Genomic DNA, 21,501 nt, shown 5'->3' with positions numbered 1-21,501 from the left:
AAGAGCGGTCCCCGCGGGGCCGCTCTTCTCTTGTTTCCTTCGCCTGTGTCGACGGGATCTGGATCAGTGGTGGACCCAGACCTCGGTTCCCATCGCGCTCCAGTCGTAGATGAACTTCGCCTGCCCGTCCCACATGTTCACGCAGCCGTGGCTCTGGGGAAACCCGAGCGAAGAGCGAAGGCTGTTGGCGCCGTGGAAGCCGATGTCGGGCGCGAACCAGGTGACCCACGGGACGTCGCGCACGCAGTACGGAGCGCCTTCGAAGCACCCCATGCTCTGCTGGCGGGAGTACCCGTTCACCGTGAAGTTGCCCGTGGGCGTCGGGGTGTCCGAGAGGCCCGACGAGATCACGTACGAGCCGACCAGGTTCTCGTTCTCGAAGAGGTACGCGCGCTGGTCGCCGAGGTCGACCTCGATACGGCGGGCGAGCGAGACGGTGGTGACGGGCACCTCGTTGACGGGCAGATCGAACGCGGCGTCACCGCTGCTCAGCTGCGTCGCGAAGTCGTTGGCGACGTTCTGCGTGTCGCCGAGCTCGCGCCCGCTCTGGCCTGCGGCCTCCGTGCGCAGCACCCGACCGGCGCTGTTGGTGATCACCAACGCGTTCTCAGGTGCCCGGTTGACGGCTTCGGCGAGTCCGTCCACGACGGGCTGGATCGCCGCCGCGTCGGCGCTGATCTCGAACGCGCCCTCTGCGGGTGCGGGCGTGACGGTGAGCCAGGATGCCGCGACCGCGCGGTCGACGGGCACCGTGCGCTCTTCGCCGACGTAGAAACCGACCGTGTCGAGCATGCCGTTCAGCTGTGCGGCGGTCGCCTCGGCGGCGGGCGTGGGGATCGCGGCCTCGATGTCTGCGGGCACGACGTCGAACTCGACGCTCATGCCGCCGGCGTCGAACGCGTTCTGCAGGGCCTGCTGCACCGCGGCGACGTCGATCCCGGTGCCGAGCACGGCGGGGGTGACGACGTAGGTGGCGCTAGCCGGGTCGAAAGCCAGTGTCGCATCGACAGGATCGGTGTAGAGGTCGGGCGCAGCGGCGCGCAGGGACGCGGTCGCCGCTTCGGGGTCGAGCGTGATCTCGGCCTCGATGGGCGCCGAGAACCAGGTGGTGGGGTTCCACATCGGGTGCTCCGCGAAGGCGGCATCGGCGATGCCCCGCGCGTCGACCGAGGCCCCCAAGTCGGAGCCGGTGACCTCGGCCCCGCCGCCGTCGCCGCCGAGCACGATGGCCGTCTCGGCGAGGCCCTGCTCGATGGCGTCGGCCGCGGCCCCGGGCGTGAGACCACCCACCGGAACACCCGCGACTGTCGTTCCCGGAGCGATCAGGATGAGCGAGGTCGCGATTGCGGCCGCGGCCGCAGCCGCGGCGACGCCGATGCCGATCCACATCGCGGTGCGGTGCTTCTTCGGCTGCGGTTCGGGCGGTGCCCACACGTACGCGGGCGCGTCGGGTCCGCCGCCCGCGGGGCTGTCTTCGGTGGTGCCGAGCTCGGCCGTCGCCTGGGCATCGATGGCGGCGGCGGCGTCGCCGTTGGACGCCTCGTCGGCGTTCGGCTTCGTGGCCAGATCCGTCACGTCTAAACCCCCCGGAATGAGCAACGTCATTCCCCATGGTAAAGGACGTAGGGAGCCCGCGGATCACAGCAAGGTCACACCTTTTCCGCAGATCAGGGGGCGCAGATGGCTGGGAACTCCTCGATCACCACGGTGAGTCCGAGGGGGCTTGTCGCGGCGAGGGCGAAAGCTGTCAGACGCAGGGCGGCGCGGCGGCGGTGCGGCAGCGGCGCCATAACGGTTCGGTAAACACCATGTCGATTGCGAGACCAGGGGTTGCGCAAAGTTTGTTCGTAAGGTCTACTAACAAACATGGTGACCACCTCGGGAACGCGCAGCGCCTTTGCCCCCGGCCGCGCGCTGCGCCACGGCGTGAAGGTGCTGCCGGAGCACGCTCGCGGCCACAACCGTTCGCTTCTGCTGCAGACGCTGTTCCACCAGGGCGCGATGAGCCGGGCGGATCTGTCGCGCGAGACCGGGCTGACCCGGGTGACGATCTCGGATCTGATCGCCGAGCTCATCGCAGACGGCTTCGTCGCCGAGATGGGCGTCCGCGAAGCCTCGGGCCCTGGAAAGCCGGCGATCCTGGTCGACCTCGATCGTGCCGGGCATCGCATCGTCGGTCTCGACCTCTCCGGCAGCGACTCCTTCATCGGCGCCGTGCTGACCCTCGACGGCGACATCGTGGCGCGCCGCGAAGCACCCGTGCCGGATGCCTCCGAGCTCGTGGGCACGGTCGTCGAGCTGGCCCGCCTGCTCGTGGCGGACTCCCATGCTCCGGTCCTCGGCATCGGCGTCGGCACACCGGGTGTGGTCGACGACCACGGCATCATCCTGACGGCCCCGAACTTCGGATGGGCGGGATTCGACCTCGAGGGCGCGCTGCGTGAGGCGCTCGGGCTCCCCGTCCTGGTCGCCAACGACGCGAACGCCGCCGTCCTGGCGGAGTACACGTTCGGCGGCTCCGCCGAGGACGTCCTGCTGGTCAAGGTCGGTCGCGGCGTGGGCTCGGGACTTCTGGCTTCGGGCCAGCCGATGCGAGGCAGCCGGTTCGCCGCGGGCGAGATCGGCCACGTGACCGTCGGCACCGACGGAGGCCCTCCCTGCGCCTGCGGGAAGGTGGGATGCCTCGAGGCGTGGTTGTCGGTGCCGTCCCTGACCTCACGGCTGGCCGAGGCAGCCGACGACGACGCTCGAGTGAGCGTCCTGCGCGACGCGGGGGAGCGGCTCGGCATTGCTCTGGCTCCCGTCGTCGGCGCGCTGGACGTGTCGGAGATCGTGCTCTCGGGTCCTCCCGAACTGCTCGGCGGCCCCCTTGCGGATCAAGCCGTCGAGACCCTTCGTGCCCGCACCCTCGCCCCGTCGGCCGATGATGCCGTGCGGGTGCGCATGACGGCGCAAGGCCAGGACATCGTCCTGCGCGGTGCCGCCGTCATGGTCCTGTCGGGTCAGCTCGGAGTGTCGTAGCACCGCGCGGCGCTCCTCCTGCGGGGCCTCGGCCCCCACCCCCCGGATGGGTCACCCGACCCAGCCGAACACCAAGAGAACACAAAGGAAGACACCATGAAGAAGACGCTCGGAGCTGTGGCGCTCCTCGGCGCCTCTGCGCTCGTGCTCGCCGGCTGTGCCGGCGCCGGTGACGACGGATCCTCGTCCGAGACCGAAGGTGCTGAGATCCGCGTGTGGCTCAACGGCACCGACACGCCGCAGGACGCCCGCGACTACCTCAAGGAGACGTTCGAGGAGGAGAACCCGGGTGCGACGCTCACCATCGAGGAGCAGAGCTGGGACGGTCTGGTCGACCGCCTGACGACGAGTCTGTCGAGCTCTGACAGCCCCGACGTGGTCGAGTTCGGCAACACCCAGGCCCCCGCCTTCACGTCGGTCGGCGCCCTGCTTGACATCAGTGACATGTACGAAGACCTCGGCGGCGACGACCTGCTGCCCGGCTTCGTCGAGGCGGGATCCTACGACGGTGCGTTCTACGCTCCGCCGCTGTACGCCGGCGCCCGCGTCGTGTTCGCCGATCCCGCTTTCGTCACCGAGGCGCCGGCCACGCTCGACGACTACATCGCCAAGGCGAAGGAGCTCGCCGCCGCCAACCCCGGCAAGTCCGGCATCTACTTCGCCGGCCAGGACTGGTACAACGCGCTCCCGTTCATCTGGGAGAACGGTGGCGAGATCGCGGTGCAGGATGGCGAGGAGTGGGACGCGCAGCTGAGCTCGGCCGAGTCGGTCGCCGGCCTCCTGCAGGTGCAGGACCTGATGACCACTGCCTCGGTCGCGCCCAAGGACGGCGACAACGCCGAACCGTGGACGCCGTACTGCGAGGGCTCGGCGATCCAGTTCTCGGCGCCCAACTGGGCACTCGGGCTGGCGAGCGCGTGCGAGACCGAGAACCCGCCGGCCGCGCCGTTCGTCTACGCCCTCCCCGGTATGGACGGCGAAGCCGCCGAGGTCTTCGCGGGCGGATCGAACATCGGCGTGTCGGCCCAGTCGGCTCACCCCGACCTCGCCAAGAGCGCCCTGGAAATCATCCTGAGCGATGAGTTCCAGACGATCTATGGCGAGAACGGCCTGATCCCGGCGAAGAAGTCGCTCGCGTCGACCTTGGGCGACACTCCCGAGGCCCTCGCGTTCGCCGAGGCCGCCAGCAACGCCAAGCTCACCCCGGCATCGCCGAACTGGGCAGAGGTCGAGGCCGCGCGCATCCTCGAGGACTTCTTCGTCAAGATCGCACAGGGCGGCGACGTCGCCGCGCTCGCGGCCGAGGTCGACGTCCAGATCGAAGACATCCTCAACGGCTGACGCCGGGCGCCGACGCGCTGAACCGGTGCGGCTCGCCCGCGCTGCACCGACGATCCGGGCCGGCGGCCACCGCCGCCGGCCCGGGCCATGCCCACTGCCGCGAGGTGCGGGCCATACTCGAGAAGGACAGGAGTCCGCATGTCCACCGCGTCCCGCGAGCTGCCGTCGGCAGTGAGTGCCATCGACGGCGAGCGTCTCACGGCGCCCTCCGGTCCTGGACGCCCCCGCCGCGGGCGCTTCGCGCGAGCCGGAGGCTTCACGCCCTACGCACTGCTGACGCCCGCCCTCGTCGTCCTCGCCGTCATCACGGGCTGGCCGCTCCTGCAGCTGGTCATCATGTCGTTCCAGGAGTTCGGACGCGCGCAGATCTTCGGTGCCCCGCCCGAGTTCGTGGGTCTCGGCAACTACGTCGCGGTGCTGAGCGATCCGGCGTTCTGGCAGGTGCTGGGCCGCTCACTGGCCTTCGCCGCCGTGTGCGTCGTGGCCACCATGTTCCTGGGCGTCCTGGTCGCTCTGCTCATGAAGAAGCTCGGCACCGCCCTTCGCACGCTCGTCTCGATCGGTCTGCTCCTGGCGTGGGCGATGCCGCCGCTGTCGGCCACCATTGTGTGGGGCTGGATCTTCGACACCCAATACGGCGTCCTGAACTACATCCTGGTCAACGGCTTCGGGCTGGCGCAGTTCGACGGCCACTCGTGGCTGATCGATCCGCTGAGCTTCTTCTTCGTCGCGACGATCATCATCGTGTGGGGAGCGGTGCCCTTCGTGGCGTTCACCGTCTACGCGGGGCTCACGCAGGTGCCCGACGAGGTGCTCGAGGCAGCCCAGCTCGATGGCGCGGGCGGCCTGCAGCGGTTCCGGCTCGTCATCATGCCGTTCATCCGCTCGATCCTCGTCATCGTCACGATCCTGCAGGTGATCTGGGACCTGCGGGTGTTCACGCAGATCTATGCCCTGCAGTCGATCGGCGGTCTCGCCGAGCAGACCAACACCCTCGGCGTCTACATCTACCGGGTCTCGCTCGGATCGGGCGACTTCGGCACCGGCGGGGCGATCTCGGTGATCGTCGTGCTGCTGCTGGTCGCGCTGTCGATCTTCTACGTGCGACGCAACATCAAGGAGGAGGCGCTGTGATCATCGCTGCTCCCACCGACCGCCGTGCGGCCTCTGGCAGGCCCTCGCTGCTCGCACCCCGCGCGAAGCGCCGGGTCGGGTCGATCCTGGCGGGGATCGCCGCGATCGGCGTGTTCGTGGCATCCGTGTTCCCCGTCTACTGGATGGTGAACACGTCGTTCCAGCCGAACGGCCAGGTGCGCGGCAGCGAACTGCACTTCTGGCCCGACAACGGCACGGTCGAGAACTACGTCAACGTGATCTTCAACTCGTCGCGGGCGCCGTTCCTCCCGGCCCTCGGCAACTCGGTCATGGTGACGCTGATCACCGTGGTCGTGTCACTCGTGTTCGCGTTCTTCGCGGCGCTCGCCGTGACGCGTTTCCGCTTCCGCAGCCGCGCCCTGTTCATCATCACGATCCTCATCATCCAGATGATCCCGGCCGAGGCCATGATCATCTCGATCTTCCGCCTCATGGACGGCTGGCAGCTGCTCAACACCGTGCTGGGGCTGTCGGCGGTGTACATCGCCACGGTGCTGCCCTTTACGATCTGGACGCTCCGGGGGTTCGTCAACGGCGTTCCGGTCGAGCTCGAGGAGGCCGCGATGATCGACGGGCTGAGCCGGTCGCAGGCGTTCTGGCGGATCACCTTCCCGCTCCTGGCGCCGGGCTTGGTCGCGACCGGCATCTTCGGGTTCATCCAGGCCTGGAATGAGTTCCTGTATGCGCTCGTGCTCAACCCTCGCCCCGAAGCCATGACGCTGCCGGTGTGGCTGCGCACGTTCCTGGATCCCAACGGCGGCATCAACTGGGCCGAGCTCATGGCCGGCTCCACCCTCGTGGCGATCCCGGTCGTGATCTTCTTCCTGATCGTGCAGACGCGCATGACCAGCGGCCTCGTGGCGGGGGCGGTCAAGGGCTGATGCGCCAGCGGAACGATGCCGTCTTCCCCGGGGAGGTCGGTCGATGAAGGTCGGGCTGGATGTCGGCGGCACCAAGACCGATGCCGTGGCACTCGATGACTCGGGCACGATCGTGGGCCGGGTCCGGCTCCCCACCGGGTGGGGACCGGATGCCGTCACACGGACCATCCTCGATGCCGTCGGTGCGGTTGCCGCCGACGTCGGCGCCGACCTGGGCGACGTGCGCTCGGTGGGGATCGGTATTCCGGGTCAAGTGGAGCCCGGATCAGGACGCGTCGTCCATGCCGTGAACCTCGGAGTCGAGAGGCTCGACGTGACGGCCGCTCTCGCGCCCCGCCTCGGTGTGCCGGTCCGGCTCGAGAACGACGTCAAGGCCGCGGCGCTCGGCGCGTACGCACTGCACGCGGCGGACGGGCGCGCGCCCGACTCGATGGCGTACCTCAACCTCGGGACCGGCATCGCCGCCGGCATCGTCTCGCGCGGCCTGCTGTGGCGCGGCGCGCGCGGTGCGGCCGGCGAAGTGGGACACATCTCGGTCGATCCGAACGGGCCGCTGTGCCGCTGCGGTCAACGCGGCTGCATCGAGGCACTCGCGGGCGGCGGGGCCATCGCGGAGCGCTGGGCGCGCCGCGGCGCACTGCCCCTGCGCGATGTGTTCGACGCCGCCGACGCGGGTGACGCGTCGGCGAGGCAGCTGCGCGCGGGTCTGGCTCGGGGCGTCGCGGCCGCGATCCGCGTGCTGATCCTCACCGCCGACGTCGATATCGTGGTGCTCGGAGGGGGCGTGACGGCGTTGGGAGAACCACTGATGGCGGATGTCGCAGCCGAGTTGACCGCCAGCGCCGAAGCATCCCCCTTCATGCGTTCGCTGCGGCTGGGCGAGCGGGCGGAGTTCCTGCCGCCGGGTTCGCCGGCGGCGGCGCTCGGGGCCGCGCTGGTGGGCGCCGGGGAAGCGGAGCACGACACCGAGGAGGCCCTGGCACATGGCTGAGATCGTGATCGTCCGCGACAAGGCGGAGGCGGGCGCGCTCGTGGCTGACGAGATCGCGGGGCTCATCCGCGCCGATCCCCAGACCGTCCTCGGTCTCGCGACGGGATCCACGCCGCTGCCGGTGTACGAGGCACTGCGCACCCGGCTCAAGGGTGTGGACGTGTCGCGGGTGCGCGGTTTCGCGCTCGACGAGTACGTCGGCATCGACCCGTCGCATCCTGAGAGCTACCGCTCGGTCATCACGCGCGAGGTCGTCGAGCCGCTGGGCCTGGATCCCTCGCGCATTCGCACGCCGGACGGGTCGCCGGCGGGCATCGAGCACCACGGCGACGAGTACGAGCAGGCGATCGTCGAGGCCGGCGGCATAGATCTGCAGCTCCTCGGTATCGGAACCGACGGGCACATCGGCTTCAACGAGCCGGGATCGTCGTTCGCGTCGCTCACGCGCGTCAAGACGCTCACCGAGCAGACCCGCCGCGACAACGCCCGGTTCTTCGACTCGGTCGACGACGTGCCGATGCACTGCATCACCCAGGGGCTCGGCACCATCCTGCGCGCGCGCCATCTCGTGCTGCTCGCGTTCGGCGAGGGCAAGGCCGCCGCCGTGGCGGCCGCGGTCGAGGGCCCGGTGACGGCGTCGCTGCCGGGCTCGGCCATTCAGCTGCACCCGCACGCCACCGTCGTGGTCGACGAGGCGGCCGCGTCGCGGCTCGATCGCGCCGGCTACTACCGCTACGCGTATGCCAACAAGCCCGACTGGCAGGGGCTGTAGGCCGGGATCGAGCTCGAACTAGGCTGGCGCCATGACTGTCCCCACGCCCTCCGCCCACGGAGGCGGCGCGGGCCCGACCTCGAGCAAGGACGCCCGGATCGCGTGGGTCATCGGCGGCTCGCTGCTCGTCGTGCACGCCGTGCTCGTGCTGTGGCCGAGCTCCCCTGCGATCCACATGCCCCACGCCGGGGTCGTGCTCCCTCTCATCTGGGCAGCCGCGCTGACCATCTTCGCGCTGGGCGTGCGCAGGCAGGGGAGCGTGGTGGCTCGTCGTCCTGTCGGCGTGATCGCGCTGATGGTGGCCGCCCTCGAGCCGTTCCTGTCGATACTGATCTGGAACGTGGTTCCGATGGACGCGGCGGACCGGCAGCTCACCGTCATGCTGGGGACATCCCTCCAGGTCCTCTCGCTCGCTGCACTCGTGGTCGCCGGCGTGGTTATTGCGCAGGCGGGCGCTGTGCCAGGACGACTGCGGTGGGTGCCGCTCATCGTGATCGGGGTCGCTGGCGGCATGCAGGTCCTCGCCCACGTGTGGGTGACCGCCGTCGGTGCGGGCATCGGGCAGGGGGAGCTCATCGCGCTGACGTTCGGTACCGCGGCGTTCGACACACTCGGCACGCTGCTACTCGGCATCCTGGCCATCGGTTCCACCCCGCGAGAGCCCGTCCAGCCCGACGACGCGGTGCAGGTCTACCCACCGGCCTCGTAGCGGTGCGCCCCGTCGCCTGCGGTCGAGAGGGTGGCGTCAGGGCGCGAAGACCTTGCCCGGGTTGAGGATGCCCTGCGGATCGAAGACGCGTGTGATCTGCCGCTGCAGCTCCCACTGGTCGTCGCCGAGCTCGTCTGCGAGCCAACGGCGCTTGAGCACGCCCACGCCGTGCTCGCCGGTGAGCGTGCCGCCGAGCCTGAGCGCGGCGCGGAAGAGATCGTCGGCGGCCGCCCACACCTGCGGCGGCGCCTCGATCACGCCGAACTCGTCGGGCTCGGCATGGAAGATGAAGTTGGGGTGGAGGTTGCCGTCCCCGGCGTGGGCCACCGTCGGGATCACCATCCCATGCTGCCGCTCGACGCGGGCGATCTCGTCGAACATCGCGGGCAGGGCGCTGCGAGGCACCGACACGTCCTCGATCAGGGCCGTGCCGAGGGACTCCATCGCGGGATGCATCGAGCGGCGGATCGCGAGCAGCCTCTCACCCTCTTCGCGATCGTGCGACACCGCCACGGTGCCGCCGGCGGTGCGCAGCACACCGGCGATCAGATCGGCTTCCGTGGCGGCGGCCGGGCCGTCGGTCTGGATCGTCAACTGTGCCGCGCCCGGTGTGGGCGATTCCAGCGACAGCAGCGCATGCACGGCGGCCAGGGATGCGGCATCCATCAGCTCCATGATCGCCGGCTGCACTCCGGATGCGGTGACGGCGGCGGATGCCTCGGCCGCGGTGCGCACATCGGGGAAGGTGGCTGCAACGGTGCACACGTCACCGGGCACGAGGCGACGCAGCTTCAGCGTGGCGCCGACGATGACACCCAGCGTCCCCTCCGACCCGATCACGAGCGACGTGAGGTCCAGGCCCGTGACACCCTTCACGGTGCGATGCCCGAGCCGCAGGAGCCGGCCGTCGGCGAGCACCAGATCCACGCCGAGGACGGCATCCCGAACCACGCCGTACTTGGTGCACAGCAGCCCGCCGGCTCCCGTCGCGATGTTGCCGCCGACCGTCGAGATGGCCCGGCTTGCGGGGTCGGGTGCCCACCACAGTCCGTGCTGAGAGAGCGCGGCGTTGAGGTCGGCGTTGAGAATGCCCGGTTCGACGACGGCGAGCAGGTCGTCGGCGTGCACTTCGAGCAGCCGGTCCATCTCTCGCAGCGAGAGGGCGATCTCGCCGCGGCCCGCGTTCGCGCCGCCGGCCAGACCTGTGCCGGCGCCGCGCGTCACCACCGGAGTGGCGGTGGCCGTCGCGATCCGCAGCGTCTGCTGGACATCCTCGACCGAGCGCGCACGCACGACGGCGAGGGGCAGGCCGGATGCCGCGTGCCCGGACTTGTCGGCCCGTGCCGCGGCCAGTGCCGCCGGCGATGTGTCGACGCGATCGCCGAGTGCGTCGCGCAGGAGCGCCACGACATCCGAGCCGGGCACCATCACGAGAGTCGGCGGCGTCCGGCGATGACGCCGACGGTCACCGCGACCAGGCCGAACGCCAGACCGATCCAGGCGTTGCCCATCATCCACCACGCGACCATCGCGGATGCGTACACGAGGAGCTCGACGATCGCCCGCACGAAGGGGTGGACGTCGAAGACGGCTCGCGGCGACACGAACAGCGCCCACGCGAGGATCGCGGCCACGGGGGCGGCGATGCCGGCGACGACGTTCCACGGGAAGGCCCACATCGTGAAGCCCCACAGCGCGAGCGTCGCGAACGCGATGATCTCGCAGAGGAACGCGATGACGTCGACCGCCGTCAACGGCGTCCGCGTTCCCGGCGCCGGTTCGGCCGGTCGGGCGGGTGTGACGTGGGGCGTGTCGGACATGCTCCCAGTTTAGGACGGCCCCTCGCGCCGCCGACGATCGGTCCGTTCCGCCGTGCACTCGCCGCGGTCGTGGACGTGTTTCCGCGCGGTTCGATCAGGATGCTCCGCCGCGAGGTCTCGAGTGCCGGGGGAATTTTCGCGAACTCGCGTCATGAATGTGCCGCTCCGGAGTCTCTTTCATCAGAGGGGTGCGCCCCGCTCGTGCGGGGGCATGGCGAAGCGCACCGCTCCGCGGCATCGCCGCGGACTCTGGCGGGGCTCGGAGGAAACTCGGGGGAGGGACCTCCGGCCCCGCCTACATCTCACGGCGACGCGCTCGCCGCCCCGTCGACCCAGACGGCCCGCACGTGCAGTTGCGGGGTCAGCAGCACCGCGTCGGCGGCGGCGCCGATGTCGAGCCGGCCTAGGTCCGGACGCCCGATCGCCCGGGCGGGCACCGAAGATGCCGCAGCGAACGCGATCGACGGCGGCACGCCGGCCCCGACGACACGACGCACGGCCGCGTCCTGGGTGAGGGTCGAAGCCGCGATCGCGCCGCCGTCCTCGAGCCGTGCCACGCCGCCGGTGACCCGCACCGCCAGACCGCCCAGCTCATAGTTCCCGTCCTGCGCGCCCGCCGCCGCCATCGCGTCGGTGACGAGGGCGACGCGGCCAGGTGCGGCGGCGAAGAGGGTCGCGATGAGGTCGAGATCCACGTGCACGCCGTCCGCGATGACCTCGATCGTGACGCGCTCGTCGCGCAGAGCGGCGACCACCGGCCCGGGGGCACGGTGATGGATGCCGTGCATCGCGTTGAAGGCGTGGGTGAGCAGCGTCGCACCGGCCTCGAAGGCACGTCTGGTCTCTGCGGTGTCGGCTGCGGTGTGCCCCACGGCTACGGCCACTCCCGCAGCGGTGAACCGGCGGATCGCGTCGTCGGCGCCCGGCAGCTCGGGTGCCAGGGTCACCTGCCGGATGGTGCCGCGGCCGGCCTCGAGCAGGCGATCCACGGATGCCGCGTCGGGCGTCTGCAGCAGTGCTTCGGAGTGAGCGCCCTTGTGCCCAGGATCCAGGAACGGCCCCTCCAGGTGGGATCCCAGGATCGTGGCATCCGTCTCACACAGGTCGGCGATCATCGCGATCTGTGCGGCGAGGTCGTCGATGGAAGCGGTGACCAGCGAGATGACCGCGCGCGTCGTGCCGTGCGCGCGATGGACGGCACGCCCCACGCGGATCGCCTCGGGACCCTCGTCGAAGCTCACGCCGCCCCCGCCGTGGCCGTGGATGTCGATGAAGCCCGGGACGAGGCATCCGTTCTCGCCGTCGACGATCTCGTCGGCCGTCGGCCGCGGACCGCCGGAGCCGACAGCGGCGACCCGGCCGCCGTCGAAGAGCACCCAGCAGTTCGCGTCGTCGGGGTCGGAACCGGTCGCCCCGAACAGGCGCACCGAATGGACGAGGGTGCTCATTCGGCGACCCAGGGGATCTCGTCGGACGGGTGGAACCCGATGCCCAGACTCGACCACAGCGGGCCGAGGGCGCCGACGCGCTCGCGGAACGACGCCCAGGTGCGCAGCTCGCTGGTCCCGGTCGGTGGCGACCAGGCCGCTTCGGCCGCGGCGGCGATACGCGGAAAGGCCAGGAGGTCGATGCCCGCGAGGTCGTGGACCGTCTCGGTCCACAGTGGCGCCTCGACACCGAGGATGTCGGTGTCGTCGATGCCCGCGATGACGGCCGACGGCTCCCACGTGTACGCCCGCTCGACGCTGGTCGGTCCGTTCGCCCAGTCGAGGCCCAGGGACGGACCCGCCGGGTACTTCATGTCGAGGTAGATCGCGTCGGCGGGGGAGAGGATCAGCTGGGAGCCGTTCGCCACGAACGCGCGGGCGCGGTCGTCCATGCCGTCCGTGGGCGAGACGTAGCCCCAGTACTGGCCGATCGTCGTATCCGCGATATCCCGCGCCGCGCCGGCCTCGTGCCAGGCCACCGGGATCTTGCCCAGGTGGGCGATGATGTCGCTCACGCGCGAGACGAAGGTCGCGAAGTCCTCGGGGGCCGTGCCCAGCGCTTCGTCGCCTCCGAAGTGCAGGTACGGGCCGGGTGTCATGGCCGCGAGCTCGCCGAAGACGTCGGCGACGAAGTCATAGGTCGCCTCGTCGTGCACGTTCAGCGACGAGAACCCCACCGCGATGCCCTGGTACGGGCTGCCGGCGACCGGCAGCCCGCCGCCGTGCACACGGGCCGTCTCGCGGATCTCGTCGCTCAGCGCCGGTGCCTCCGCGAGGTTCGGATACGCCAGTCCCACGGCATGCGTGTGTCCGGGCATGTCGACCTCGGGCACGACCGTGACATGACGGGATGCCGCGTATTCGACGATCTCGCGGTAGTCCGCCTTCGAGTAGAAGCCGCCGCTGTGCTGATCAGCGGCGCCGCCACCCACGGCCGTTCCGCTCGCGAGCGCGGTGAGCTCGGGGCGCGAATCGAGGTGGACGCGCCAGCCCTGATCGTCGGTGAGGTGCAGATGCAGGGCGTTGAACTTCAGCGAGGCGGCGCGATCGATGTAGGCCTTCACCGTCGAGACCGGGTGGAAGTGGCGCGCGACGTCGAGCATCACGCCGCGGTAGGAGAAACGCGGGGCGTCCTCGATCACGGTCCCGGGGACGATCCAGTCCTCGCCGGCGGGGCTGAGGAGCTGGCCGAGCGTCTGCACGCCGTAGAACAGGCCGGCCGCGTCGGCACCGGTGATGAGGATCTCACCGTCGGCGACGACGAGGCGATACGACTCCGCAGCCCGACCGGGCGCGAGGCGCAGCGAGATGCGGGTGCCGGAACCGGAGTACTCACCCGGACCGTCCGTGGTGCCGAGGCTGAGACCGGTTCGTGCCCGGACAACCGCGGCCAGCGCCGCTGCGGCATCCGGTTCGCCCTCGATCACCGTTGTCGCGCCGAGCGTGAACGCGGTCCCCGTTGCCTCGATGGAGGCCGGGAGGGGAACGACGGCGGGTAGCGGCACGATGTCTCCAGTTTGCGTGTAAAGCGTCCTAACAAATGCGTGCGGCCCACCCTATCGGCTATGCTCGGGACGTCGCGACTGGCGTTGAGGTGGGCAACCACCGGGGAGCGACCGACAACGGCATTCGACCGCACGCCTGGGCCGATGTGAATCCCGGCACCCCGTGCCGCACCGAACGCCGTAGTCAGGAGATCGCATGACCGATCAGTTCTTCAACGCACCCCTCGCCGAGGTCGACCCCGAGATCGCGCAGGTCCTCGAGCGCGAGCTGGAACGCCAGCGCGGCTACCTCGAGATGATCGCCTCTGAGAATTTCGTGCCGGTCTCGGTGCTCGAGTCGCAGGGCTCGGTGCTGACCAACAAGTACGCCGAGGGCTACCCGGGCCGACGCTACTACGGCGGCTGTGAAGAAGTCGACGTCGCCGAGGAGCTGGCGATCGAGCGAGCCAAGGCCCTCTTCGGCGCCCAGTTCGCGAACGTCCAGCCCCATTCCGGAGCCACTGCGAATGCCGCGGTGCTGCACGCGATCGCGCGCCCCGGCGACACGCTGCTCGGCCTGTCGCTCGACCAGGGCGGCCACCTCACGCACGGCATGAAGATCAACTTCTCGGGCCGCCTGTACAACATCGTCGCCTACGGCGTCGATCCCGAGACCTCGACCGTCGACATGGACGAGGTGGCGCGCCTGGCCCGTGAGAACAGGCCCAAGGTCATCATCGCGGGCTGGTCTGCGTACCCGCGTCAGCTCGACTTCGCGCGTTTCCGCGAGATCGCCGACGAAGTCGGCGCCTACCTGTGGGTCGACATGGCGCACTTCGCGGGACTGGTCGCCGCGGGGCTGCACCCCAACCCGGTGCCCCACGCGCACGTCGTGTCGTCGACGGTGCACAAGACGATCGGCGGTCCGCGCTCGGGGTTCATCCTCACCAACGACCCGGATCTGGCCAAGAAGATCAACACCGCGGTGTTCCCCGGCCAGCAGGGCGGACCGCTCATGCACGTGATCGCGGCGAAGGCGACGGCCTTCAAGCTCGCCGCCACCCCGGAGTTCGCCGAGCGGCAGCAGCGGGTGCTGCGCGGTGCGCGCATCCTCGCCGATCGGCTGTCGCAGCAAGACGTGGCGGATGCCGGTATCTCGGTCCGCTCGGGAGGCACCGACGTGCACCTCGTGCTGGTCGACCTGCGCAACGCGCAGATCGACGGCAAGCAGGCCGAGGACCTGCTGCACGAGATCCACATCACCGTGAACCGCAACGCCGTGCCGAACGACCCCCGGCCGCCCATGGTCACGTCGGGTCTGCGTATCGGCACGCCGGCGCTTGCCACCCGCGGGTTCGGGGATGCCGAATTCACCGAGGTGGCCGACATCATCGCGCTCGCTCTGCTTCCCGATGCCGACGTCGCGGCGCTGCGCTTGCGCGTCGCAGCCCTGACGGCGGCGTTCCCGCTGTACCCCGGCCTGCACTACTGACTCGCCTCGGCGCTTGCCTCGAGCAAGTACCTATGACCATAGTTATGTGAGCCGCGGGTTCTCCGCGCGACCGCGAAGGAGCACAATATGACAGCACGCGTCCTCGATGGGCGGGCAGCCGCCGACGCGATCAAGAGCGAACTCGCCGAACGGGTCGCTGCACTCCGTGAACGCGGCATCGTGCCGGGCATCGCGACCGTGCTGGTCGGCGCCGACCCGGCATCCCAGCTGTATGTCGGCATGAAGCATAAGCAGTCCGAGGCGATCGGCATGAACTCGATTCAGCGCGAGCTGCCCGCGGACGCGACCCAGGAGCAGGTCGAGGCCCTGATCGACGAGCTCAATGCCGACCCGGCGTGCCACGGCTACATCGTGCAGCTGCCGCTGCCGAAGCACCTCGACACCGACGCGATCCTCGAGCGCATCGATCCGTCCAAGGATGCCGACGGCCTGCACCCCACCAACCTCGGCCGCCTCGTGCTGAACGTGAACACCCCGATCACTTCGCCCCTGCCTTGCACTCCGCGCGGCGTGATCGAGCTGCTGGTGCGCAACGGGTACGACCTGGCCGGCAAGCACGTCGTGGTGGTTGGCCGCGGTGTGACGATCGGCCGCTCGATCGGCCTGCTGCTGACGCGCCGGGAGTACAACGCCACGGTCACTCTGACCCATACCGGCACGACCCACCTCGGCCATCACCTTCGCCAGGCCGATGTCATCGTGGGGGCGGCGGGTGTCAAGCACATCGTCCGCGCCGAGGACGTCAAGCCCGGCGCTGCGGTGCTCGACGTCGGCGTCACACGCGAGAGAGACCCCGAGACGGGCAAGTCGAAGATCCACGGCGACGTGCATCCCGACGTCGCCGAGGTCGCCGGCTGGCTCTCGCCCAACCCCGGCGGTGTGGGCCCGATGACCGTCGCCCTGCTCATGACGAACGTCGTCGAGGCCGCCGAGCGCGCCGCCGGCTGAGGCATCCCTCGATCCCTCTCCCTCTTGCCCCGTCGAGGACGTACGTTCTCGCGGAGTTCCTTCGCCCCCTGCCCCGTCGAGTACGTGCGTTCTCGCCGAGTTCCTTCGCCCCCTGCCCCGTCGAGTACGTGCGTTCTCGCCGAGTACGTACGTCCCCGGCGCCGGCAGCGTGCGGTTTCGGCGAGGACGTACGTTCTCGGCAGGGGAGGTGGGGATGCCGGGGGCGACCGCGAGGGGTCAGACCAGGCGGGCCTCGGCGGCGGCGAGGGCGGCGCGGGCGCCGTCGGTGGGGGCGATCGCGACGAGCCCGCGGTAGAGCTTCACGAGCGCTTGGGCATCCAGCATCCCGGTGCGGGCGCGATCGCAGTGCACGGCCTGGATCGCCGCCTCGAGCTGAAACCGGCCGAGCGGCCGGCCCAGAGCTGATGCACGGCGCAGGAGCGCGGCGGCCTCGGCGATGAGCGCCCGGTCCCACAGCGCGGGGTCCTGCTCGTCGAGCGGCGGCCAGGGCCGGCTCGAGCGGGCCGGAACCCGCGATTGCGCGTAGCTGAGGAGCGCGGCCAGGCCCCAGGCCTCGGGCTCGTCCTCGAGCAGGCTCGCCGTCAGCACGGCCAGCCACCGGGCTTCGTCGGCGATCGTCAAGCGCGGATCGCCGGCCTGCGCATGACGGACATCGTCGAGCCAGTCGATCGCGTATGCGCCGTAGATCGCCTCGAGCACCGCCTCGAGGCGGGCGGGCATGTCGGCGCGCGTCGGCACCCGGAACGGGATGCCCGTATCGCGGATGCGGCGCTTCGCCCGCACCAGTCGCTGCGCCATCGTCGTCGGCCCCACTCCGAAGGCCCGCGCGACATCCGCGGCCTCGAAGCCGAGCACCGTCTGCAGCATGAGCGGCGTGCGGATACCCGGGTCGATCGCGGGGTGGGCGCACGCGAAGAGCAGCTCGAGCCGCTTGTCGGGGATCGCGTCGTGTCGCTCGAGAACGTCCGACGGGTCGAGTCGATCCGGGTCGGCGAGCGTCGCCTCCAAGGAATCGTCGAGGGGCGTGCCGGTGCGGTGGGCGGCGGAGCGGAACAGGTCGCGCAGGCGATTGCGGGCCACGGTGAGCAGCCATCCTTCGGGATTGGCGGGGATGCCGGCATCCGGCCATGTCGTCAGCGCCCTCTCGAAGGCGTCGGCGAGGGCGTCCTCGGCGAGCGCCACGTCCCCCGTGGACGCGGCGATCAGAGCCAGGAGGCGGCCGTACGACGCACGGGCGGCGAACGCTGCCGCCTCCCGCGCGTCGTCGGCCGATCCCCCGCGCCCCGAGGCTCCGCGCAGAGTGTCGGTGCTGCGGGGAGGGTGCGCGGGGATGGGCATCAGCGCGCGAACGCCGTCCAGGCGCCGTCGTGGAACCGGGTCATCGTCGGGCGGATCTCGACGGATCCCCAGCTCACCGAGGGTGCCTTGCCGGCCCAGCCGATGGCGGCGTCGAGGTCGTCGACGTCGATCACGAAGGTGCCGCCGATCTGCTCCTTGGTGTCGGCGAAGGGGCCGTCCTGCACGCGCAGCGTGCCGTCCTGGGCGGTCACGGTGGTGGTGGCCGAGGAGGGCTGCAGCACCTCGGCCGACACGAGCACGCCGGCCGCGTCGAGCGCCTCGGCGTAGGCGTCGAACTCTCGCATGCCCTCGGCCATGGCCTCAGGACCGAGCTCGTCGGGCGTCATCTCGGGGTAGTGCAGCAGAAGGGTGTACCGCATGATGTGTCCTTTCGTCGGAACGGTGACACTTCGATGACGATCGAGCGAGCCGGCAATCGACACGCGGGTGGAATCAGGACTTGCCGAGTTCGTCGAGCATGCGCCGCTGCTCCTCGGTGAGCCCGTCGTTCAGTTCGCTTCGGGCGGCGGATGTCTCGCGCTTCGGCACCGCGGGCTCCGAGGCAGCGGCCCTGGTGCCGGTCGCTCGGTCGTACAGCGCCCCGGCCTGCGTCTCGACCCGGTCGTCGATGGCGTCGTAGATCGCCCAGCCGATGAGAAGGAACACCGGCGGCAGCACGTAGCCCCAGAAGGCGCCGAAGATCCCGCCGCCGATCGAGACGCTCGTCAGCAGCACGGTACCGATCCACACCACGAATGCCACGGCGAAGGCGAGCAGGCCTTCGACCAGCTTCTCGCCCGCGCGGGTGCGACGACCGGCCGACTTCGCCGCCATCGAGCGGAACCACTTCTCGACGAGCGGCTTGATCCAGATGACGATCGCGGTCAGCACGATACCGGCCCACAAGGCCGCCCAGCCGACGCGAGCGGGGGTGAACCACCCGATCAGCAGCAGCACGACGACGTTGAACACGAGCAGCGAAACGAACCGCACGACCCACTTCTTCATGGATTCACTGTGCCACGTTCACTCGCCGTGGTGCTCCGCAGTCACTCCGTGCGCACCAGAGCGCCTGAACCCGCGGATGCTGACGACAGTGCCGGCGCGTCAGTACGAGGCGCGAGCGGCGCCGGGTCGGGCGGGGATGAACCGAGCGGCGAGCGCTTCGGAGCCGCGCGCGAGCAGCGCGACGTCGGCACCGACGAGGATGAAGGATGCCCCGGCATCGAGATACGCGTCGGCCGCGGCCGGGTCGAACGCGTTCACGCCCACCGGCTTGCCGGCTGCCCGCACGGCGTCGAAGACCCGCAGGGCGGCGGCGACGACGTCGGGGTGGGTCTGTTGCCCGAGCAGGCCCATCGACGCGGCGAGGTCGCTCGGTCCGACGAAGACGCCGTCCACGCCGTCGACGGCGGCGATGTCGGCGGCCGCCGCGACGCCCGCGGCGGTCTCGATCTGCACGAAGAGCGATACGTGCGCGTCGGAGTCGGCGAGGTAGTCGTCGACGCGGTTCCACCGCGCCGACCGCGCGAGCGCCGAGCCGACCCCGCGTGTGCCCCGCGGCGGATAGCGCACGGCTGCGACGGCGGCCTCGGCATCCGTCCTGGATGACACCATCGGCACGAGCAGGTTCTGGGCTCCGAGGTCGAGCACCTGCTTGATCGTCACGACGTCGCCGATCGGCACCCGCACGACCGGCGTGACGGGGTACGCGGCGACGGCCTGCAGCTGCGCGAGTACCGACTCGAGTCCGTTGGGGGAGTGCTCCATGTCGATGAGCAGCCAGTCCAGTCCCGCACCGGCGCAGATCTCGGCGACGAGCGGCGAGCCGGAGCAGACCCACATTCCTGCGAGCGGGGCGGATGCCTCGGCCAGCGCGGTACGGAAGGTCGGCGTCAGACGAAGCGGCATTCGATCACTCCCATGGGTCCGTAGTCGCACCTGACGTTATCGCCCCGTGTCACCCACATGGGGCGCGTGAACGATCCGGCGAGGATGATCTCGCCGGCCTCGAGGCGCGCGCCGTGCTGGTGGAACTTGTTCGTCAGCCACGCGACACCCGTCGCGGGGTGGCCGAGCACCCCGGCCGCGACGCCGGTCTCTTCGATCTCGCCGTTGCGGGCGAGAACGCCGGGAACCCAGCGCAGGTCGATCTCATCGGGGCGCTTGTGCACGTCACCGAGCACCATCGCGCCGTACGCGGCGTTGTCGGCGATGGTGTCGACGATCGTGCGCCCCTCGAGCTCGATGTGCGAGTTGAGCACCTCGAGCGCGGGGACGGCGTAGTCGATCGCCGCGAGCGCATCGTCGAGGGTGCAGTCGGGCCCTTCCAGCGGCGACTTCAGGACGAAGGCGAGCTCGACCTCGATGCGCACGTTCGAGAAGCGGTCGACCGGGATCTCGGCACCGGAGTGGTACACGGTGTCGTCGAACATCACGCCGTAGTCCGGCTCGGTGATGCCGGTCGCCTGCTGCATCGCCTTGGACGTCAGCCCGATCTTGCGGCCGACGAGCCGGCGACCCGAGGCCAGCATCGTGTCGCGCCACACGCCCTGGATCGCGTACGAGTCCTCGACCGTCGCGCCTGGGTGCCGCGCCGTAATGCGGGAAATCACCCCGTGCGCGCGGTCGGCTTCGGCGAGCTCGTCCGCGAGCTGCCGGATCACCTCGGGTGACAGCATCCGTCTCTCCCCTTCGCTGACTGCGGATTCATTCTGTGTGTCCCACTTTCGGTCGGTCTGAGCCCCGCTAGCGACCGAATGTGGGACACGCTCCACCGAGTTCGGGACATGCGGCACCTCAGCCCAGCGCCTTCCGGCTAGAGCTGGTGGCCGAGCTTGTACTCGCCCTGCTTCCAGCTGGGCAGCTCCTCGGCTTTCTCGTCCGGGCGCGTGTACGAGAAGCCGTCGGCGCCGATCGTCACGGCCATCTCGGACTCGTCGGTGCGTGCGACGACCGGCTGCGGGTTGCCGTCCAGATCGAGAACGAGGGATGCCTCGGTGTACCACGACGGGACCACGGGGTTGCCCCACCAGTCGCGGCGCTGGTTGTCGTGCACGTCCCACGTGACGACCGGGTTGTCGGGGTCGCCGGTGTAGTAGTCCTGCGTGTAGATCTCGACGCGGTGTCCGTCGGGGTCGCGCAGATAGAGGTAGAACGCGTTCGACACACCGTGGCGGCCGGGACCGCGCTCGATCGCGTCCGAGCGGCGCAGGGCGCCGAGCTTGTCGCAGATCGCGAGGATGTTGTGCTTCTCGTGCGTCGAGAACGCGACGTGGTGCATGCGCGGACCGTCGCCACCGGTCATCGCCGTGTCGTGCACGGTGGGCTTGCGGCGCATCCAGGCGGCATAGACGGTGCCGGCCTCGTCCTGGATGTCTTCGGTCACGCGGAAGCCCAGGCTCTGCATGAAGTTCACCGCCCGGGGCACGTCGGGGGTGACCTGGTTGAAATGGTCGAGCCGCACCAGCGCGCCGGGCGTGTAGAGGTCGTAGCGCCACGCCAATCGCTCGACGTGCTCGACGTCGTGGAAGAACTCGTACGGGAAGCCCAGCGGATCAACGACGCGCACCGAGTCGCCGATGCCCTTCGTGAAGCCCTCCCGATTGCGGCGCACGTCGCACCCGAGCTCTTCGTAGAACGCGACGGCCCGGTCGAGGTCCGCCGGAGTCCGCACGCGGTACGAGAACGCGGCGACCGCGGCGACCGGCCCTTGCCGCAGAACGAGGTTGTGGTGGATGAACTCCTCCATCGAGCGCAGATAGACGGTGGTCTCGTCCTCCTCGGTCACGACGAGGTCGAGCACATCGACGTAGAACGCGCGGGAAGCCGCGAGGTCGGTGACGACGAGCTCCATGTAGGCGCAGCGCAGGATGTCGGGGGCGGGCGCGGTCGGCGTCGGCACCGGATCGGCGGCGCGGATGGGTGCCTCTTGGCTGACGTAGAAGCCCGAGGAGGTGAGGGTCATGTCTTTGCGGTCGGTCATTTCGCGTCCTTGCGTCTCGTGTCTCTTCGTCGGGG

Annotated in this window: 20 protein-coding genes and 1 riboswitch; of the genes, 9 read left to right on the top strand and 11 right to left on the bottom strand. The window is 70.1% G+C overall.

The window, feature by feature from the left end; all coding sequences use genetic code 11:
* Positions 1-63: 63 nt before the first annotated feature.
* Positions 64-1,575 (bottom strand): L,D-transpeptidase family protein, encoded by a 1,512-nt coding sequence (locus K0817_RS00680; RefSeq protein ID WP_219978408.1) that lies wholly within the window; start codon positions 1,573-1,575, stop codon positions 64-66.
* A 291-nt stretch (positions 1,576-1,866) separates the two neighbouring features.
* Here K0817_RS00680 and K0817_RS00675 point away from each other — a divergent pair, with 291 nt between their 5' ends.
* From K0817_RS00675 to K0817_RS00645, 7 genes are all read left to right on the top strand, one after another.
* The gene (locus K0817_RS00675) at positions 1,867-3,021 is read left to right on the top strand and encodes an ROK family transcriptional regulator (RefSeq protein WP_219978407.1); all 1,155 of its coding nucleotides are present in this window, start codon (positions 1,867-1,869) and stop codon (positions 3,019-3,021) included.
* A 96-nt stretch (positions 3,022-3,117) separates the two neighbouring features.
* Positions 3,118-4,362 carry an extracellular solute-binding protein gene (locus K0817_RS00670; protein ID WP_219978406.1) on the top strand — a complete coding sequence of 415 codons (1,245 nt, stop codon included), beginning with the start codon at positions 3,118-3,120 and terminating at the stop codon, positions 4,360-4,362.
* A 138-nt stretch (positions 4,363-4,500) separates the two neighbouring features.
* Positions 4,501-5,496: a carbohydrate ABC transporter permease gene (locus K0817_RS00665; RefSeq protein ID WP_219978405.1), complete on the top strand. Its 996-nt coding sequence runs from the start codon at positions 4,501-4,503 to the stop codon at positions 5,494-5,496.
* Positions 5,497-5,498: 2 nt separating this feature from the next.
* On the top strand, positions 5,499-6,398 hold the full coding sequence (locus tag K0817_RS00660; RefSeq protein WP_253735094.1) for a carbohydrate ABC transporter permease: 900 nt from the start codon (positions 5,499-5,501) through the stop codon (positions 6,396-6,398).
* 43 nt (positions 6,399-6,441) lie between these two features.
* Complete coding sequence (locus tag K0817_RS00655; RefSeq protein WP_219978404.1) at positions 6,442-7,389, top strand: ROK family protein; 948 nt, start codon at positions 6,442-6,444, stop codon at positions 7,387-7,389.
* Positions 7,382-8,161 carry a glucosamine-6-phosphate deaminase gene (locus tag K0817_RS00650; RefSeq protein ID WP_219978403.1) on the top strand — a complete coding sequence of 260 codons (780 nt, stop codon included), beginning with the start codon at positions 7,382-7,384 and terminating at the stop codon, positions 8,159-8,161. The genes K0817_RS00655 and K0817_RS00650 overlap by 8 nt, the downstream gene beginning before the upstream one ends.
* A gap of 31 nt (positions 8,162-8,192) precedes the next feature.
* Positions 8,193-8,870: a hypothetical protein gene (locus K0817_RS00645; protein ID WP_219978402.1), complete on the top strand. Its 678-nt coding sequence runs from the start codon at positions 8,193-8,195 to the stop codon at positions 8,868-8,870.
* Between the two features lie 36 nt (positions 8,871-8,906).
* On the opposite strand, the gene K0817_RS00640 is transcribed toward K0817_RS00645, so the two are convergent.
* The 4 genes from K0817_RS00640 to K0817_RS00625 form a co-directional block, all read right to left on the bottom strand.
* Entirely contained in the window at positions 8,907-10,298 is a 1,392-nt protein-coding gene (locus K0817_RS00640; RefSeq protein WP_219978401.1) for an FAD-binding oxidoreductase, read from the bottom strand.
* A complete protein-coding gene (locus K0817_RS00635; RefSeq protein ID WP_219978400.1) occupies positions 10,298-10,690 on the bottom strand; it encodes a YrdB family protein in 393 nt (130 codons plus the stop codon). The genes K0817_RS00640 and K0817_RS00635 overlap by 1 nt, the downstream gene beginning before the upstream one ends.
* Before the next feature lie 302 nt (positions 10,691-10,992).
* The gene (locus tag K0817_RS00630) at positions 10,993-12,138 is read right to left on the bottom strand and encodes an N-acetylglucosamine-6-phosphate deacetylase (RefSeq protein ID WP_219978399.1); all 1,146 of its coding nucleotides are present in this window, start codon (positions 12,136-12,138) and stop codon (positions 10,993-10,995) included.
* Entirely contained in the window at positions 12,135-13,682 is a 1,548-nt protein-coding gene (locus K0817_RS00625; protein ID WP_253735090.1) for a beta-N-acetylhexosaminidase, read from the bottom strand. Before K0817_RS00625 ends, K0817_RS00630 begins: the two co-directional genes overlap by 4 nt.
* Positions 13,683-13,746: 64 nt before the next feature.
* A riboswitch (ZMP/ZTP riboswitch) is annotated at positions 13,747-13,831 on the top strand.
* Between the two features lie 47 nt (positions 13,832-13,878).
* Between K0817_RS00625 and glyA the strand changes: the two genes are divergently transcribed.
* Together glyA and K0817_RS00615 are read left to right on the top strand one after the other, a co-directional pair.
* On the top strand, positions 13,879-15,153 hold the full coding sequence (glyA, locus tag K0817_RS00620; RefSeq protein WP_219978398.1) for a serine hydroxymethyltransferase: 1,275 nt from the start codon (positions 13,879-13,881) through the stop codon (positions 15,151-15,153).
* An 87-nt stretch (positions 15,154-15,240) separates the two neighbouring features.
* Entirely contained in the window at positions 15,241-16,122 is an 882-nt protein-coding gene (locus K0817_RS00615; RefSeq protein WP_219978397.1) for a bifunctional methylenetetrahydrofolate dehydrogenase/methenyltetrahydrofolate cyclohydrolase, read from the top strand.
* A gap of 237 nt (positions 16,123-16,359) precedes the next feature.
* Here the strand turns inward: K0817_RS00615 and K0817_RS00610 are convergent, their stop codons facing one another.
* The 6 genes from K0817_RS00610 to hpaD form a co-directional block, all read right to left on the bottom strand.
* A complete protein-coding gene (locus K0817_RS00610) occupies positions 16,360-17,481 on the bottom strand; it encodes an RNA polymerase sigma factor (RefSeq protein WP_219978396.1) in 1,122 nt (373 codons plus the stop codon).
* Positions 17,481-17,861 (bottom strand): YciI family protein, encoded by a 381-nt coding sequence (locus tag K0817_RS00605; protein ID WP_219978395.1) that lies wholly within the window; start codon positions 17,859-17,861, stop codon positions 17,481-17,483. The genes K0817_RS00610 and K0817_RS00605 overlap by 1 nt, the downstream gene beginning before the upstream one ends.
* 73 nt (positions 17,862-17,934) lie before the next feature.
* Complete coding sequence (locus K0817_RS00600; RefSeq protein ID WP_219978394.1) at positions 17,935-18,489, bottom strand: hypothetical protein; 555 nt, start codon at positions 18,487-18,489, stop codon at positions 17,935-17,937.
* Positions 18,490-18,588: 99 nt separating this feature from the next.
* A complete protein-coding gene (locus K0817_RS00595) occupies positions 18,589-19,392 on the bottom strand; it encodes an HpcH/HpaI aldolase/citrate lyase family protein (protein WP_219978393.1) in 804 nt (267 codons plus the stop codon).
* Entirely contained in the window at positions 19,377-20,162 is a 786-nt protein-coding gene (locus tag K0817_RS00590; protein ID WP_219978392.1) for a 2-keto-4-pentenoate hydratase, read from the bottom strand. The genes K0817_RS00595 and K0817_RS00590 overlap by 16 nt, the downstream gene beginning before the upstream one ends.
* Positions 20,163-20,299: 137 nt before the next feature.
* On the bottom strand, positions 20,300-21,466 hold the full coding sequence (gene hpaD, locus K0817_RS00585) for a 3,4-dihydroxyphenylacetate 2,3-dioxygenase (protein ID WP_219978391.1): 1,167 nt from the start codon (positions 21,464-21,466) through the stop codon (positions 20,300-20,302).
* Positions 21,467-21,501 lie beyond the last annotated feature (35 nt).

Source organism: Microbacterium sp. HD4P20 (assembly GCF_019449275.2).
Taxonomy (GTDB): Bacteria; Actinomycetota; Actinomycetes; order Actinomycetales; family Microbacteriaceae; genus Microbacterium.
Note: the sequence above shows the minus strand (reverse complement) of the source record. Positions and strands in the feature narration are given on the sequence as shown.

What these genes read in the sequence shown, in the direction of transcription:
- K0817_RS00675 (WP_219978407.1), top strand. Translation starts at nt 1,867, where the DNA reads ATGGTGACCACCTCGGGAACGCGCAGCGCCTTTGCCCCCGGCCGCGCG.
- K0817_RS00670 (WP_219978406.1), top strand. Translation starts at nt 3,118, where the DNA reads ATGAAGAAGACGCTCGGAGCTGTGGCGCTCCTCGGCGCCTCTGCGCTC.
- K0817_RS00665 (WP_219978405.1), top strand. Translation starts at nt 4,501, where the DNA reads ATGTCCACCGCGTCCCGCGAGCTGCCGTCGGCAGTGAGTGCCATCGAC.
- K0817_RS00655 (WP_219978404.1), top strand. Translation starts at nt 6,442, where the DNA reads ATGAAGGTCGGGCTGGATGTCGGCGGCACCAAGACCGATGCCGTGGCA.
- K0817_RS00650 (WP_219978403.1), top strand. Translation starts at nt 7,382, where the DNA reads ATGGCTGAGATCGTGATCGTCCGCGACAAGGCGGAGGCGGGCGCGCTC.
- K0817_RS00645 (WP_219978402.1), top strand. Translation starts at nt 8,193, where the DNA reads ATGACTGTCCCCACGCCCTCCGCCCACGGAGGCGGCGCGGGCCCGACC.
- K0817_RS00640 (WP_219978401.1), bottom strand. Translation starts at nt 10,298, where the DNA reads ATGGTGCCCGGCTCGGATGTCGTGGCGCTCCTGCGCGACGCACTCGGC.
- K0817_RS00635 (WP_219978400.1), bottom strand. Translation starts at nt 10,690, where the DNA reads ATGTCCGACACGCCCCACGTCACACCCGCCCGACCGGCCGAACCGGCG.
- K0817_RS00630 (WP_219978399.1), bottom strand. Translation starts at nt 12,138, where the DNA reads ATGAGCACCCTCGTCCATTCGGTGCGCCTGTTCGGGGCGACCGGTTCC.
- glyA (WP_219978398.1), top strand. Translation starts at nt 13,879, where the DNA reads ATGACCGATCAGTTCTTCAACGCACCCCTCGCCGAGGTCGACCCCGAG.
- K0817_RS00615 (WP_219978397.1), top strand. Translation starts at nt 15,241, where the DNA reads ATGACAGCACGCGTCCTCGATGGGCGGGCAGCCGCCGACGCGATCAAG.
- K0817_RS00610 (WP_219978396.1), bottom strand. Translation starts at nt 17,481, where the DNA reads ATGCCCATCCCCGCGCACCCTCCCCGCAGCACCGACACTCTGCGCGGA.
- K0817_RS00605 (WP_219978395.1), bottom strand. Translation starts at nt 17,861, where the DNA reads ATGCGGTACACCCTTCTGCTGCACTACCCCGAGATGACGCCCGACGAG.
- K0817_RS00600 (WP_219978394.1), bottom strand. Translation starts at nt 18,489, where the DNA reads ATGAAGAAGTGGGTCGTGCGGTTCGTTTCGCTGCTCGTGTTCAACGTC.
- K0817_RS00595 (WP_219978393.1), bottom strand. Translation starts at nt 19,392, where the DNA reads ATGCCGCTTCGTCTGACGCCGACCTTCCGTACCGCGCTGGCCGAGGCA.
- K0817_RS00590 (WP_219978392.1), bottom strand. Translation starts at nt 20,162, where the DNA reads ATGCTGTCACCCGAGGTGATCCGGCAGCTCGCGGACGAGCTCGCCGAA.
- hpaD (WP_219978391.1), bottom strand. Translation starts at nt 21,466, where the DNA reads ATGACCGACCGCAAAGACATGACCCTCACCTCCTCGGGCTTCTACGTC.